Below are 14,008 nucleotides of genomic sequence, written 5' to 3'. Positions count from 1 at the left end.
ATTATTGCGTGCAGAATCTGGAACGCCCCGTTGGATTCTTTTTACGAGAAGGAACGCCAGACGGGCCGGACGCAATCGCTTTCCTCGCAAAGGTAGTTTCAATGAGCAGTACCCCAAGCTCCAATGGCCTCGAACAGGGGCTCAAACCGCGTCATGTGACCATGCTGTCGATCGCCGGTGTGATCGGTGCAGGTCTGTTCGTCGGCTCCGGCCACGCCATCGCTGCCGCCGGCCCGGCCGTGCTGCTGGCTTACGCCGCTGCCGGCATGCTGGTTGTGCTGGTCATGCGCATGCTCGGCGAAATGGCCGTTGCCTCTCCGGATACCGGCTCCTTTTCGACTTATGCCGACCGCGCCATCGGCCATTGGGCCGGTTTCACCATCGGCTGGCTCTACTGGTGGTTCTGGGTCTTGGTGATCCCGCTGGAGGCCAACGCCGCCGCGACCATCCTGCACGCCTGGTTCCCGAGTGTGGAGATCTGGGCCTTCGCGCTGATCATCACCATGCTGCTGACAGTGACCAACCTGTTCAGCGTAAAAAACTACGGTGAGTTCGAATTCTGGTTCGCCCTGCTCAAAGTCGTGGCGATCATCGGTTTCATCATTCTGGGTGTGGCAGCGATTTTTGGCTTCCTGCCGAACAGTCAGGTGAGCGGCGTTTCGCACATCTTCGACACTCAAGGCTTCCTGCCAAACGGCCTGGGCGCGGTATTGGGCGCGATCCTGACCACCATGTTCTCCTTCATGGGTACCGAGATCGTGACCATCGCGGCCGCGGAATCGAAGAACCCTGGCAAGCAGATTTCCAAGGCCACCAACTCGGTGATCTGGCGGATCGGTCTGTTCTACCTGGTATCGATCTTCATCGTCGTAGCCCTGGTGCCATGGAATGATCCAGCGCTGGCCAGCCTTGGCTCCTACCAGACTGTGCTTGAGCGCATGGGCATCCCTAACGCCAAGATGATCGTCGACATCGTGGTTCTGGTTGCTGTGACCAGCTGCCTGAACTCGGCGCTGTACACCTCTTCGCGCATGCTGTTCTCCCTCGGCAAGCGTGGCGATGCTCCTGCCATGGCAACTCGCACCAACAAGAGCGGCACGCCTTACTGGGCGGTGATGCTGTCCACTGGCGCGGCGTTCCTGTGCACCTTCGCCAACTACGTGGCCCCGGCTGCGGTGTTCGAGTTCCTGCTGGCCAGCTCCGGCGCCATTGCGCTGCTGGTGTACCTGGTGATCGCGATTTCGCAACTGCGCATGCGTAAACAACGTATGGCTCGCGGCGAAAAAATCGTCTTCAGCATGTGGCTGTTCCCGGGCCTGACCTATGCGGTGATCGTGTTCATCGTGGCCGCCCTGACCATCATGCTGTTCCAGGAAGCCCACCGCGTGGAAATCCTCGCGACCGGCCTGCTGAGCCTGGTGGTTGTCGCGACCGGCATGCTCGTGGCGCGTCGTCGCAAGGCAGAGAACCGTGGTGCGGTGGTGTTGAACTGATCCGTATCGCGTAATGCAGAACGGCCGCTGTCAGCGATGACAAGCGGCCGTTTTTGTTTGCGGGCGAGGTTTATTCGCTCTTTTCTTCCTGCGCTTCGAGCGACTGGCCGTAGGTGTCCAGTGCCTTTCCGAAATCGGTGATGAACTGCGGCTCGCTCAACCAGGCCTGAGCCGTCTCGCGATCCATGCCATCGGCCCACATGCGGTAGTCGATCAGCATGTCGGCGGCCAGGTGAGTGGCAGCCATGCCTTCGTCGTCGGCGTTTTCCATGTCCAGCAGTTCAGGATGGTCGACGATGATGAACGCCAGCTCCCGCAGCAGGGTCAGCAGCATGTCGTCGCGGCTGACGGCTTCGGCGTCGCGCATCTTGCTGAACATCGCCAGGGTGTATTCCGGGATCGGCTCGGCCAGGTGACCGTGGTCATCATCCAGGGCCAGAGGTTTGCGGCCGACCATGCGGATCTGCTTGGCTTTGGCCTTGGCGCGTTTGGCGCGTTTCTGCTGTTTGTTCAGGGATGCCATGGGAACTCAGTCTTTCTGTTGGGTTTGCGCGGCGATCGCGTCGGACGCGGCCACATAGTCTTTCTGGAAATCAGGCGACTCGATCCACGCCAGGGCACCGGCTTCGTCGGTCTCGGTGGACCACTGGCGGTACTCGATCAGGGCGGCGAGGATGAAATCCATCGCGCCTTCTTCGCCTTCCTGCTCGTACACCAGCTCCAGCAGCGGGTCCTCGAGGAACGCGGTGCACATGGCCTGCTGGCTGATCTTCTCGGCGTCGATCATTTTCTTGAACAGTTCGGTCAGGTCCACCGATTCGAAATCGATGCGGTCGTCGTTCGGGTCCAGCTCGACCGGTGCCTCGGCGCGTTTGGTACGGTTCTGCTTGGCCTTGGTCTTGGCCCGGGCGGCGCGTTTTTGCTGCTTGTTGGCGGAAGCCATGGTGTGTGTTCCGTGATGCGTTGGAGGGGACTCAACTGCGCGGCACTTGCCGCCCCGGTGTGTCGGGGGCCAGTGCGCCGGTCTGCAGCCAGGTCAGCGCGATGGGCCATAGTGTGGCTTGGTATGCGCTGCGAAAAAAGGCGAAATGTCCGACTTCCTGTTCACCGATGTCCTGCGGCTCGATTCGCAGGTGGGTCTTTTGCGCGTTGTGGAAGTAATCCAGCAGGCGTTCGGTTGCCGGGATGGTTCCGTAAGGATCGTCGCCGATGCTGATCGCAAGGGTATTTGCTCGGACGTTGGCGAAGGGCAGGTGGCCGTTTTTCGCCAGCATCACCCGACCGCTTGGGCGTCGTTCATACCGCGCGCTTGGCGTGCTCCAGTCACGCACAACACCAGCGGGCGTGTCCTCCAGCCAGCCGAGACGCTTGCCGGGGAAGTAGCCACAGAACAGCGTCAGCAGCGGCATCAGCAGATGCCATTTGCCAAACATGCGCCAGCGATGTTCCGGGGCATAATCACGCCAGTAGGCGAACTGAGCGCCGACGGTTACCAGTCGTCGGATCGCTGATCCGGAAGCGCCAAGTCCTGCCGCACAACCGCCGAAGCTATGCCCGACCACATCGATCGGCTGGTCGGGAAACTCCCGCTGAGCACGATTGAGCATCGCCTCGAAATCCAGTGCACCCCAATCCGTCCACGAAGCCTGCAAATGCCTCATCGACGTTGGTCGCGACTCGCCAATACCCCGGTAGTCGAAGATGATCACATCGAAATTTTGGGCGAACAGGTAAGCGGCAAAACGCGAATAGTGACGGCAACGCACCGAGGTTGCGGCGTTAATGATGACCACCGGGCGCTGTGGGTCAGGCACCGCGTGGCGCCAGGTGAAGCCGCCAAGGGGATAACCATCGGCGGCGGGCTCCCGGAAGGGTTCGTCCTGAACGTCGCTTGTGAGGGCGACCCTGTCCCGAGCATTTTCCAGTGCGTGCGTCTCTTGAAAACCCATGGCTCTCGACCTTCGCGAAGTAGCTGCCAACGATAGTCTCGGCAGGCCTGGTGAACAATCCGTCAGTGTTTATTCACTCGACTGATTGCGCAGGCGCTCTTCGAGTTGAAGCTGTTCGCGATTCAATTCCGCTCGCAATTCATCTTCGCTCGGCAGCACCAGTTTGTAGCTGCTGGCGAACAGTTGTTCGTTGCCCTTGAGCATCGAGTAGTGCGCGACCGATTCATTCTGTTGCGCACAGAGAATGATCCCGACTGTGGGCCCGTCGCCCTCGCTGCGTTTGAGGTCGTCGTACATGCGGATGTACATGTCCATCTGCCCGACATCCCGAGCGCTGAGTTTGCCGCGCTTGAGGTCAATGATGACGAAACATTTGAGCAGATAGTTGTAGAACACCAGGTCGATGTAAAAATCATCGTCGCCGGCGCTGATGCGTTGCTGACGGCCGACAAAGGCGAAGCCCTTGCCCAGTTCGAGGAGAAAACCCTGGAGCTGATCGATCAAGGCCTGTTCCAGTTCGGACTCCTGAAGCTTGCCCGGTGAGGGCAGGCCGAGAAACTCCAGAAGGACGGGATCGCGGATGAATTCCCGGGGATTGCTTTTCATCGCGGCGATATTGGTCGCTGCCTCTGCATAGAGGTCGGTCCTGTCTCGGCTCATCAACAGACGTTCGTAGTAGAGCGTGTTGATCTGCCGATCCAGGGCGCGGCTTGACCAGTTTTGCGAGGCGGATTCGTTCATGTACCACTGCCGGGCTGATTCGCTTTCGACCTGTATCAAGCGGCGGTAGTGGGTCCAGCTCAATTCGTGACGCAGTGCGTCACGAATTGGAAATGCTTGATAAAACAAGCGCATATAACGGAGGTTTGATGCATCGAAGCCCTTCCCGAAATCCTCGGTCAGTCGCTTGGCCAGCGTAGCCAGCAGATGCTTTCCATAACCCGCCCGCTTGGCCCCCTGTTGTTCAAACTCGACAATATGCCGTCCGATCTGCCAGCAGGTCTGGACCTGAATCGTGTCGACCGTTCGTAATACTTTCTTTCGCGCTTCACGTATCAATTCACCGAGGTCGCCCAGCAACGAATCGAGTTTCGGATCTTGCGCTTCAGCAGGTTCAAGTTGGCTCATCAGGTCTTCCGGCTCAGGAGAAACAGAAGCGAGAGCATGCCAATAACCCACGGCTTGGCGATGCCGGCCATGTCTGGTTCAACTGAAGGAAGGGTGAACGGATTTTGCGGGATCTGACCGAAGACGGCGATGATTGGGGAATACAACGCGTAGTCCTTTTCGCACCCAGGACAACTCCCAATCAATCTAAAACCAGCCTTGCATCGCAAAATCTAAACAGGAGTAACGATTGGGTTCTGCGAGAACCCGGGAGTACTCATCATGAAACGCGTCACTTCACTCATGTTGCCCGTCGCCGCTGTGGCGATTCTGATGTTCCCGCTCATGGCGCAGGCCACGAGTGCCGAGCCTGTCGAAAGCGCCGGCGTGCAAGTCCAGCAGCAACAGCAGAACGGGATCAATTATCTGTCCGGCGGGATTGGGCTGGACGAGTCGCGGGCCATTCAACAGTCCGCTGGTTACAACCTGCACATGACCTTCGCGGTCGGTGCGCAAAATCTGTACACCTCGGACGTCGACCTCGTTGTGCAGAAAGCGACGGGGCAACCGGTGCTGAATCTGAACCAGATCGGGCCGCTGGTTTATGCACAGTTGCCTCCGGGCAAATACACCGTGGTTGCCACGCGCAATGGCGAGGTGCGCCGGGACGTTGCCAATGTCGGCAGTGGTGCAGCCAGCAATCTGGTGTTCCATTGGGACTGGCATCAATAGCGTCGGCAGGACGGGATTCGCCCTGAATCCCGTCCTTCACGATCACTTGCGCACTTTCCGGTAGATCCGTAAGCCGAACAGCGCAACGCTCACCAGCATTAGGGGGATGAGGCTTTGCCACACGACTTCGAACCAGTACCTGCGCGGTTGCAGATCCCGGAGGAAAGTTGTGCGCGGGCCGCGGTTCGTCGTCGTAATCGAGCCACTGATCAGGCTGTCGATGATCAGGTAGATCGACGCGCCGATGGCGAAAGTCATCAACACCCCGACCAGAAGCGTCAGCCAGAATGAAGCCCGGCTTTGCCGATAAGGGGGCGGATGGGGCAGGGGAATGCGGGTTCGTTTCTGGTTCATCGACGTGATGACCCTCTTCCGTAAGGGGCGGCCAAAGTATCGCGGATCCGCAATGACCGAAACCCGTCAGCGTTGAAAACTCATCGTTCAATGATTGATACTGTTTCTCATTAACGCCCGTGAAAGGATCACATTGGCTCAGTCAAACGAACCCGGACTCGCCCCTCGATGCCGCCAGCCCCCCGCCTGTTGCTGAGTTTTCAGGAACACTACGACGACTTGCTGAATTACCTGACCCGACGCATGAGCGACCGGCAGCGAGCGGCCGACGTGGCGCAGGAAACCTATCTGAAGCTGCTGAACATCGACGAGTCGGTGGCGGTGCTCAACGACCGTGGTTTCATCTTCCGGGTGGCGGGCAATCTGGCAATCGATACTTTGCGTCGCGAGCAGCGATTGAGCGGCGGTCTCGGCGACGATCTGGAATATTCACAAGCCGTCGATCCTGCTCCCGCGCCGGAGGCGGCGTTTCTCGCCAAGGAGCGCCTGGGGATTCTCGACGACGCCCTGCAGCAGTTGTCGCCCAATGCGCGGCAGGCATTGCTGCTCAATCGCCTCGAAGGCTTGACCCAGGCGCAAATCGCCGTTGAACTGGGCGTCTCCGAAAGCATGGTGGCCAAGTACATCGGCCAGGCCCTGCGTCACTGTCGCGACTGGTTGAAGACCAACCATGCGTGACCTTTCCCTCTCCAGCCACGATGCCGCCATGACCGACCCTTCGCAAAGCCTTGAAGACACCGCACTTGACTGGGTGGTGCTGCTCAACTCGGGCAAGGCCACTGCGGCCGATCGGCTCGCCTATCAACAGTGGTGCAGCGAAAGTCCGATTCATCAAACCCTGGCCGATGAGGCGCAGATGCTGTGGTCGATGATCGGCCAGACTTCGACCGCCAGGCAGCACTCCAAAACGCATCTGGCTGCACGTCGGCGCATGCACTGGTGGCTGGCGCTGGCCGCCTCGGTGGTGCTGGCGATTGCCGGAGTGACAGGCTGGCAGCAATGGCCGGCGCTCAGTTCCGACTATCACACCAGCGTCGGCCAGCAGCAGCGCGTGACGCTGCCCGATGGCAGCCAGGTCATCCTCAACAGCGCCAGCGCGTTTTCGCTGGCCTATTCCAATGATGAGCGCACCGTGATCCTTCGCGAAGGCGAAGCGCTGTTCGAACCCGCGTCGGATCCCCGGCCGTTTGTTGTGCGCATAGGCGATGAGCGTCTGCAGGCCAGTGGCGGAGCCTTCAGCGTACGCCGCGATGGTGACGCCGTGACACTGGTGGTCAGCACCGGTCAGGTCCAGCTCAGCGGCCAGCACCAGCCGATGCTGGTGCAAGCCAATCAGCGACTGGAGCATCAACCGGGCCAGCCGCTGCTCGCCGGGCAAAAAGTCGACGCTGCGAGTCTGACGGCCTGGCAGCGCGGCAAGCTGATCTTCAACGGGCGCCCGCTGGGCGAAGTGATCGGCGAGCTGGAGCGTTATCAGCACGGCAGGATCCTGATTTCCGACCGCGAGCTGGCAGCGCTGCCGGTCAGCGGTGTGTTCGAACTCAACGATCCACAAGGCTCGCTGCGAACGCTGGAGCAACGCTATCCGCTGAAGGTCACCTACCTGCCGTGGCTGGCGGTGCTGCACTGATCTGAAACTTTTTTCATAAAGCGACTGCAAGTTCCTTCCTGCCGAATCGTCGTAGTGGGACTGAGAAGAAACTCATTCTCATTGACGCATTCATTTTGGCTGGGAAGGAAGACGTGAAAGGTATGTTCAAGCAGTCGGCACAGACGCGCAGCAACCACGGCAGAAACATCGTGCACCGGACCCTGTTGGCTCAGGCGATCATCGCCGGCCTGTTCGGTTCGACTTTGGTGCAGGCGCAAACCAAGGATGCTGCCGCACAGGAAACCGGTGCGCAGCAGCGCCAGGTGACGCTCTCGTTGCCTTCCCAGTCCCTCGATCAATCCCTGACCGCGTTTGCCGATCAGGCCGGCTTGCGCCTGCTCTACACCACCGCCGACGTCGAAGGCGTGCAGGCCGATGCGCTGAACGGTTCGATGAGCGTCGCCCAGGCGTTGCAGACGCTGCTGGCAGGCAGCGGCATGAGCTGGGAGTTCAGCGACGCCCGGACGGTGATCCTGCGCCGTGCAAAGGCGCCGACGGACGCCATGACGCTCAAGCCGATCGAAGTCAGCGTGGCCTCGCGCACCAGCACCGCCATCAGTGAGATTCCCGGCACGGTCTGGGTCGTCGATCAGACCCAGTTGCGCGAACAACTGCAAACCGGTGTCAGCCTCAAGGAGGCCATCGGCAAACTGGTGCCGGGGCTCGACCTGGCGCCGGAAGGGCGCACCAACTACGGCCAGAACATGCGCGGGCGCAACGTGCTGGTGATGATCGACGGCGTCAGCCAGAACAGCTCTCGCGGGTTGTCGCGCCAATTCGACAGCATCTCGCCGTTCAACGTCGAGCGCGTCGAAGTGCTGTCCGGCGCCAGTGCGATCTATGGCGGCGGCGCCACCGGCGGCATCATCAACATCGTCACCAAGAAGGCCACCCCGGGCCCGGCGCAATTCGAAACCCAGATCGGTGCCAGCAGCGGCTTCAACAACAGCGACGATCTCTCCACGCGCATCGCGCAATCGGTCAGCGGCGGCAACGACAACATCAGCGGTCGCCTCGGAATTGCCGGCGAGCAGAACAAGGCGTTCTACGACGGTGCCGGCGACCAGATCTTCATCGACAACACCCAGACCGACCTGCAATACAACCGCACCATCGACGTCATGGGCAGCCTGGCGATGCGCTTCAACGACGAGCAGACCCTCGATCTGCTGGCGCAGTATTACGACTCGGGCAACAACGGCGACACCGGCATCTACTTTCCCAACCTGAAATACCAGAAGCCGTCGAACCTGGAAGATGCCGAGTTGCGCAGCGGTTACTCGACCGATCTCGATCCGCGCACCAAGCGCGTGCTGCTCAATGCCAACTACCACCACAGCGATGTGCTGGGGCAGGACTTCTACCTGCAAGCGTCGTATCGCAAGGAAGACAACAACTTCTACCCGTTCCCTTACTACAACACCGGCAAACCGGTGGGTTCCAAAGGCGTGTACTTCGCCGCTTCGCAACAGAACTTCGAGGTCAGCAGCCTCAAGGCGTTGTTCGCCAAGGAGTGGCAGTCCTTCAAGTTCACCTATGGCGTGGACCTGGACCGCGAGCGCTTCAACGCCGAGCAGAGCACCTTCGACCAGCGCGTCTCGTCGGAAAGCGGCGGACTGGATCTGGATACGTTGAGCAAGGCACCGCGCTATCCGAGCTACCGCGTCGACGGTCTCTCCGGTTACGGCCAGCTCGACTGGTACGCCACGGACAACCTGACCGTCTCCGGCGGCATGCGCCGTCAGCAGATGGACGTGGATGTCGGCAACTTCAAAGGCATCGCCGGCGGCAGCAACGATTACGCCGTCAACCTGTACAACCTCGGAACCATCTACGACTTCAAGAACGGTCATCAAGTGTGGGTCAACTATGGCGAAGGCTTCGATCTGCCGGACCCCGCCAAGTTTTACGGCAAGCCGGGCCTGAGCGTCGCTGACAACCCGTTGGCCGGCATCAAGAGCCGTCAGGTGGAAACCGGCTGGCGCTACTCCGACAGCGACTGGGACGCTCAGGCGGCGCTGTATTACATCTGGTCGGACAAAGTCATCACCACCGACAGCGCCACCCTGACCATCGACGTGATCGACCAGAAGAGCCGCGACTACGGCTTCGAAGGCGCGCTGACCCGACACTTCCAGAGTGGCTGGGAAGCGGGTAGCACTCTGCACCTGGTGCGTTCGGAAGAGGAGGGCGCCAACGGCGGCTGGATCAAGCGCGACGCCCGCTACGCCTCGCTGTCGAAATCCACCGCGTTCATCGGCTGGAAGGGCGACCGCACCAGCGCCCGCCTGCAAGGCAATCACGCCTTCACCCTCAAGGACGACGCCGACCACAAGATCAGCGGCTACACAACCTTCGACCTGCTCGGCAGCCGCGACACCGAATTCGGTACCTTCAGCGGCGGCATCCAGAACCTGCTGGACAAGCAATACAGCACGGTCTGGGGTCAGCGGGCGACGCTGTTCTACTCGCCGACCTACGGCCCGGCGTACCTGTATGACTATCAGGGGCGTGGGCGGACGTATACGTTGAGCTGGTCGATGGCTTATTGATCGGCTGAAAACACAAAACCCGCGATCTCTGGAAAGGGATCGCGGGTTTTTTTCGGGCTGCGAGATGGGCCGGATTAGGCCGCCATCAAATCGCAGGCATAAAAAAACCCTGAATCTTGCGATTCAGGGTTTTCGGTATTTGGTGCCCAGAGACGGAATCGAACCGCCGACACGGGGATTTTCAATCCCCTGCTCTACCGACTGAGCTATCTGGGCAACGGGGCGCATTAAAAGGGTTTTTCGGATTTACGTCAACGACTTTTTTAAAATTTCTTAAATTAATTCCGTCGCTTACGATCAGACCCCCGATTTCCGCTGATTATTCCGCTGGCGGAACGTAGCCTTCGGCCTGGGCGTATTCCTCGCCGGAGAAGTACTTGTCCATTTCGCCCTGCAGATATTTGCGGTCTTCGGCGTTCATCATGTTCAGGCGTTTTTCGTTGATCAGCAGGGTCTGGTGTTTCTGCCAGTCGGCCCAGGCCTTGGCCGAGACGTGTTCGAAGATGTCCTGGCCCTTGGCACCCGGGTACGGTGGGCGCTCCAGACCTTCGAGTTGTTCTTTGTACTTGCGGCACATTACGGTGCGGGTCATGTCGACTCTCCTGCATTCAAGACGGCGGCCGCGCGTTCGAGCAAGGTCTTGACCGGGGCGGCGAGGCCCAGGCGCGGCGGGGTGGCGAGGTTATACCAGAGCCAGTCGGCCTCGGCCACGTGACCGCCGGCTTCCTGTACCTGGACCAGCCAGGGTTCGATGGACAACTGGAAATGGCTGAACGTGTGGACGAGGCTCGGCAGCGCCTGCTGCTCGCCCAGTTCCAGCGAGTGCTGCGCGGCGAGGTGTGGCAGGTCGTCGAGGTCGTCGAGTTCCGGCAGGCTCCACAAACCGCCCCACAATCCGCTGGACGGGCGGCGGTAAAGCAGAATCGCGCCGTCCTCGTTGGCCAGCAACGGCATCAGCGTGCGTTTCTGCGGAATGGCTTTGCGCGGCTTGGGAATCGGGTAACGGGTCTCCAGGCCAAGCATGTGCGCTTCGCAGCCCTTTTCCAGCGGACACAGCAGGCAGCTCGGTTTGCTGCGGGTGCACAGCGTGGCGCCCAGATCCATCATCGCCTGGGTATAGGCGTTGACCCGATCCTGCGGCGTGAAGCGTTCTGCGTTGGCCCACAGCTGTTTGGCGACCTTCGGCTCGCCGGGGTAGCCTTCTTGCGCGGTAAAGCGCGCCAGCACCCGTTTGACGTTGCCGTCGAGGATCGGTGCGCGCAGGCCCATGCTGATGCTGGCAATCGCGCCGGCGGTGGACAGACCGATGCCCGGCAAGTCCGTGAGCTTTTCCACATCCCGGGGAAACTCGCCGCCGTACTGGCTGACGACGATCTTCGCGGTCTTCTGCAGATTACGCGCGCGGGTGTAGTAACCCAGGCCCGTCCACAGGTGCAGCACTTCGTCCTCCGGCGCTTCGGCCAAAGCCTCGACCGTTGGCAACGCAGCCATGAAACGGTCGAAGTAATTGAGCACGGTGCTGACCTGGGTCTGCTGCAACATGATCTCGGACACCCACACCCGATACGGGTTGATGTTCTGTTGCCAGGGCAAATCATGGCGGCCGTGGCGGTCGAACCATTCCAGCACCGCCGTGGAAAACTGCTCCGCTCTCATCGCTTGAACAGCCCCTTCAATGCGTTTTTCAGTTCCGGGCTGACTTTGTCGCCCAGTTTTTCGTCGATTTTTTCGCTGAGTTTGTCGCCGGCCATTTTGGTCGCGACCTGGCCGAGGCGCTCGTTATCCACGCGGCAGGCCTTGGCGCCCAGTTCCAGCGGGCCACGGCAGCGCAGCGGCCATTCAATGCCGACGAACTTCTCGCCGACCTGGCAGGCCGGGTCCGGCATGGCGCTGGTGTCGCCTTCGACGATGATGCCGACGCGATAGTCCATACCCAGCACTTTCAGGTCGATATCGCCGTCACCGTTGACGGTCATGCCCGGGATGCGCACCTTCAGGTCCGGATTGTTGGCCACGCCGTTGCGGAAGGTCAGGTTGCCCTTGAGTTCCTGGAACGGCGTGTCCTTGCCGCGCGGCTCGCCGCTTAGGGATTTGCGGTTGAGGGTGGCGATGCCCTTGCACAGTTGCTGCTCAAGGTTGGCGTTGAGCAGCACGCCGTTGTTGATCACGAAGCTGGCGTTGCCGTTGAGGGTTTCGATCAGCGCCTGCCGGCTGTTGCCGCTACCGGTGACGGTGCTGGTGAGGTTCACCAGGCCTTTGACCGGCGGATTCTTGCCCTGGCTTTCGAGGATTTTTTCCACCGGCACGCGGTTGATCCGGGTTTGCAGGTTCAACAGTGGTGCATTCGGGCGTACGTCGAGGGTGCCCTTGGCTTCGAAGTCGCCGTTGTACAACTCGCCGCGCAGGTTTTCCAGGGTCAGCAGGCCGCCCTGGCCGGTGGCCTTTAGTGCAGCGTTCTGGATTGGCAATTTATCGAGGGTCAACTGGCCGAAGGTCAGATCGGCGTTCACGTCCAGTTTGCTCAGGCGCTCCACCGGAAACAGGCGCTCGGTGCTCCAGGCGCTTTTGCTCGGCTTGTCCGGCAGCGGGGTGCTGCCGGCGCCGGCCATGGCATCGGCTTCGGTGCTGGCGACTTCAGTCTGGCGTGCCTGGGTGGCGCTGGCGGCTTTTTCCGATTTCGGCGGCAGGTAGCGGTCGACGTTGAAGGTGTCGGCCTTGAGGATCGCCCGCAGCGATTGCTTGGCGAAGTCTTCGACGGCGATGCGGCCGCTGAAGCTGCTGTCGTCGAGTTTCAGGTTGATGTTGTCCAGCGCCAGGCTGGTCGGTGTGGCAGCGACACGGCTGACCAGTTCGACCTTGCTCAGGCTGCCTTCGGCCATGGCCGGCAGGGTCTGGCCGATGCTGTCGACGAACTTCGCCAGGTCGAACTGGGCGATGGAGATCGCGCCGGTGATTTGCGGGGTCTTGTCCAGATCGTTGGCCTTCAGTTCGCCCAGTGCGCGCAACTGGTTGGCGGAGATCTTGATCCCGGTCCATTCGGCGACGTTGGCGGCCTTGTCCAGCAGCATCTGCCCTTGGGCGGAGAACGTCATGGCTTTGCCTTGCAGCGGATCGCCGGTCAGTTCGCCGGACAGCTTCAGATCTTCGAACTTGTAGCGTTGCAGGGCGCGCTCGATGCGCAGCTCGCCGTTCAGCTCGGTGCGTACCCGCAGCACAGGCTGATTGGTGCTGAGGAACGCCGTGGCTTTCAGCGGAATGTTGGTCGAATCGTGCACCGCACCGGTGCTCAGCTGGATGCTTTCGGCGCTGAACTGCTTGCCGGTCTGCTCATCGTTGTATTCAACCCGGGCGTTGTTGACGGTCAGGCTGTCGATGTCGAGGCGGATCGGCTGCGGTGGCTTTTCCGGCTGGGCAGGTGTTTCGACGACCGGTTCGCCGGCGGCCACTGGCGGGGCGCTGCCCGGCGCAGGGGCGGCAGTCGGCAGCTTGCCGATGTCTTCCCAATTACCGTGGCCGTTCTTGTCACGGTTCAGGCGCAGGTTCAGGCCTTCGACGCGCACGTCGCTCATCTGCACTTCGCGGCGCAGCAGCGGCAGCACGCGCACCGACAGACCAAGCATCTGCAGATCGGCATACGGCTCGTCAGGCTTGATCAGGGTGGCGACGCTGGCCTCGTGCAATTCCAGGCCGAGCCACGGGAACAGGCTCCAGCCGATATCGCCATTGAGCGTCAGCTCGATGTGGGCCTTGTCGCGGGCTATCTGGCGGATCTCGTTTTTGTAGTCGTTGGGATCGAAGAAGTGGGTCAGGGCGAAGCCCGCCGCCACAATGATCAGCAACAGCCCGAGAAGTACCAGACCCAGGATTTTGCCGAACGCTTTCATGGGCGAGTCCTTGTAGTTAGTCGAATTCGTAATTTAGCCGGGGAGTATAGCGCTGCCTGACCCCGTGCTGGTGCGGTGTCCTGAGGAGCCTCTTGAACCGCGGCGTGCAGCGCTTCGACAACGGTCGGCGGGAGGGTTCCCCGGTCATATGAGATCAGATGACTCGAAAAAGGTGATATCAGTTTGGTTTTTCTGTCACGTGCAGATGGTAACCTTCGCCCGTTCGTCCGTCCCTCTGCGACTTTTGGTCGCGCTTCAAGGAGCTCCACCCACCAACACGGTCATG

The 14,008-nt window shown here is 60.6% G+C and carries 13 protein-coding genes, 1 tRNA gene and 1 pseudogene; 5 read left to right on the top strand and 10 right to left on the bottom strand.

Going from position 1 to position 14,008, the window contains the following annotated elements; translation table 11 throughout:
- Window positions 1–101: 101 nt before the first annotated feature.
- Window positions 102–1,493 carry a GABA permease gene (gabP, locus tag M5B44_RS06905; RefSeq protein WP_085712751.1) on the top strand — a complete coding sequence of 464 codons (1,392 nt, stop codon included), beginning with the start codon at window positions 102–104 and terminating at the stop codon, window positions 1,491–1,493.
- Window positions 1,494–1,563: 70 nt separating this feature from the next.
- Here gabP and M5B44_RS06900 read toward each other — a convergent pair whose 3' ends face one another.
- The 5 genes from M5B44_RS06900 to M5B44_RS06880 all read right to left on the bottom strand — a co-directional run bounded on the left by M5B44_RS06900 (window position 1,564) and on the right by M5B44_RS06880 (window position 4,716).
- On the bottom strand, window positions 1,564–2,016 hold the full coding sequence (locus M5B44_RS06900) for a hypothetical protein (protein WP_248738638.1): 453 nt from the start codon (window positions 2,014–2,016) through the stop codon (window positions 1,564–1,566).
- 6 nt (window positions 2,017–2,022) lie between these two features.
- Window positions 2,023–2,436 (bottom strand): hypothetical protein, encoded by a 414-nt coding sequence (locus tag M5B44_RS06895; protein ID WP_085712753.1) that lies wholly within the window; start codon window positions 2,434–2,436, stop codon window positions 2,023–2,025.
- 31 nt (window positions 2,437–2,467) lie between these two features.
- Window positions 2,468–3,442: an alpha/beta fold hydrolase gene (locus M5B44_RS06890; RefSeq protein WP_248738637.1), complete on the bottom strand. Its 975-nt coding sequence runs from the start codon at window positions 3,440–3,442 to the stop codon at window positions 2,468–2,470.
- 69 nt (window positions 3,443–3,511) lie between these two features.
- Window positions 3,512–4,570 (bottom strand): PDDEXK nuclease domain-containing protein, encoded by a 1,059-nt coding sequence (locus tag M5B44_RS06885; RefSeq protein WP_248738636.1) that lies wholly within the window; start codon window positions 4,568–4,570, stop codon window positions 3,512–3,514.
- A complete protein-coding gene (locus M5B44_RS06880) occupies window positions 4,570–4,716 on the bottom strand; it encodes a hypothetical protein (protein WP_248738635.1) in 147 nt (48 codons plus the stop codon). The genes M5B44_RS06885 and M5B44_RS06880 overlap by 1 nt, the downstream gene beginning before the upstream one ends.
- Window positions 4,717–4,831: 115 nt before the next feature.
- Here M5B44_RS06880 and M5B44_RS06875 point away from each other — a divergent pair, with 115 nt between their 5' ends.
- Window positions 4,832–5,281 (top strand): carboxypeptidase regulatory-like domain-containing protein, encoded by a 450-nt coding sequence (locus M5B44_RS06875; RefSeq protein WP_119428649.1) that lies wholly within the window; start codon window positions 4,832–4,834, stop codon window positions 5,279–5,281.
- Between the two features lie 42 nt (window positions 5,282–5,323).
- Here the strand turns inward: M5B44_RS06875 and M5B44_RS06870 are convergent, their stop codons facing one another.
- Window positions 5,324–5,635, bottom strand: coding sequence for a hypothetical protein (locus tag M5B44_RS06870; RefSeq protein ID WP_248738634.1), 312 nt, complete (start codon window positions 5,633–5,635; stop codon window positions 5,324–5,326).
- A 168-nt stretch (window positions 5,636–5,803) separates the two neighbouring features.
- Between M5B44_RS06870 and M5B44_RS06865 the strand changes: the two are divergent.
- The 3 genes and pseudogenes from M5B44_RS06865 to M5B44_RS06855 form a co-directional block, all read left to right on the top strand.
- Window positions 5,804–6,298: pseudogene (locus tag M5B44_RS06865) on the top strand (RNA polymerase sigma factor); the annotation flags it as partial.
- Window positions 6,299–6,305: 7 nt separating this feature from the next.
- Window positions 6,306–7,265, top strand: coding sequence for a FecR family protein (locus M5B44_RS06860; protein WP_248738632.1), 960 nt, complete (start codon window positions 6,306–6,308; stop codon window positions 7,263–7,265).
- Between the two features lie 122 nt (window positions 7,266–7,387).
- Entirely contained in the window at window positions 7,388–9,838 is a 2,451-nt protein-coding gene (locus tag M5B44_RS06855) for a TonB-dependent siderophore receptor (RefSeq protein ID WP_248738631.1), read from the top strand.
- Window positions 9,839–9,978: 140 nt separating this feature from the next.
- On the opposite strand, the gene M5B44_RS06850 is transcribed toward M5B44_RS06855, so the two are convergent.
- The 4 genes from M5B44_RS06850 to M5B44_RS06835 form a co-directional block, all read right to left on the bottom strand.
- Window positions 9,979–10,054 (bottom strand) — tRNA-Phe (locus M5B44_RS06850).
- A gap of 103 nt (window positions 10,055–10,157) precedes the next feature.
- Window positions 10,158–10,430, bottom strand: a complete 273-nt coding sequence (locus M5B44_RS06845; protein ID WP_085712761.1) for an oxidative damage protection protein — start codon at window positions 10,428–10,430, stop codon at window positions 10,158–10,160.
- A complete protein-coding gene (mutY, locus tag M5B44_RS06840; protein ID WP_248738630.1) occupies window positions 10,427–11,494 on the bottom strand; it encodes an A/G-specific adenine glycosylase in 1,068 nt (355 codons plus the stop codon). The genes M5B44_RS06845 and mutY overlap by 4 nt, the downstream gene beginning before the upstream one ends.
- Window positions 11,491–13,722: an AsmA family protein gene (locus tag M5B44_RS06835; protein ID WP_248738629.1), complete on the bottom strand. Its 2,232-nt coding sequence runs from the start codon at window positions 13,720–13,722 to the stop codon at window positions 11,491–11,493. Before M5B44_RS06835 ends, mutY begins: the two co-directional genes overlap by 4 nt.
- Between the last annotated feature and the right edge of the window lie 286 nt (window positions 13,723–14,008).

The organism is Pseudomonas sp. MWU12-2029 (genome assembly GCF_023242425.1).
Classification (GTDB): domain Bacteria; phylum Pseudomonadota; class Gammaproteobacteria; order Pseudomonadales; family Pseudomonadaceae; genus Aquipseudomonas; species Aquipseudomonas kribbensis.
The sequence above is the reverse complement of the archived record's forward strand: the minus strand, read 5'-3'. Positions and strand labels throughout refer to the sequence as shown.

Excerpts from the sequence above, each read along its gene's own strand:
- M5B44_RS06860 (WP_248738632.1), top strand. The coding sequence starts at position 6,306 with ATGCGTGACCTTTCCCTCTCCAGCCACGATGCCGCCATGACCGACCCT.
- M5B44_RS06890 (WP_248738637.1), bottom strand. The coding sequence starts at position 3,442 with ATGGGTTTTCAAGAGACGCACGCACTGGAAAATGCTCGGGACAGGGTC.
- M5B44_RS06885 (WP_248738636.1), bottom strand. The coding sequence starts at position 4,570 with ATGAGCCAACTTGAACCTGCTGAAGCGCAAGATCCGAAACTCGATTCG.
- M5B44_RS06895 (WP_085712753.1), bottom strand. The coding sequence starts at position 2,436 with ATGGCTTCCGCCAACAAGCAGCAAAAACGCGCCGCCCGGGCCAAGACC.
- M5B44_RS06900 (WP_248738638.1), bottom strand. The coding sequence starts at position 2,016 with ATGGCATCCCTGAACAAACAGCAGAAACGCGCCAAACGCGCCAAGGCC.
- M5B44_RS06870 (WP_248738634.1), bottom strand. The coding sequence starts at position 5,635 with ATGAACCAGAAACGAACCCGCATTCCCCTGCCCCATCCGCCCCCTTAT.
- M5B44_RS06875 (WP_119428649.1), top strand. The coding sequence starts at position 4,832 with ATGAAACGCGTCACTTCACTCATGTTGCCCGTCGCCGCTGTGGCGATT.
- M5B44_RS06835 (WP_248738629.1), bottom strand. The coding sequence starts at position 13,722 with ATGAAAGCGTTCGGCAAAATCCTGGGTCTGGTACTTCTCGGGCTGTTG.
- gabP (WP_085712751.1), top strand. The coding sequence starts at position 102 with ATGAGCAGTACCCCAAGCTCCAATGGCCTCGAACAGGGGCTCAAACCG.
- M5B44_RS06845 (WP_085712761.1), bottom strand. The coding sequence starts at position 10,430 with ATGACCCGCACCGTAATGTGCCGCAAGTACAAAGAACAACTCGAAGGT.
- M5B44_RS06855 (WP_248738631.1), top strand. The coding sequence starts at position 7,388 with ATGTTCAAGCAGTCGGCACAGACGCGCAGCAACCACGGCAGAAACATC.
- mutY (WP_248738630.1), bottom strand. The coding sequence starts at position 11,494 with ATGAGAGCGGAGCAGTTTTCCACGGCGGTGCTGGAATGGTTCGACCGC.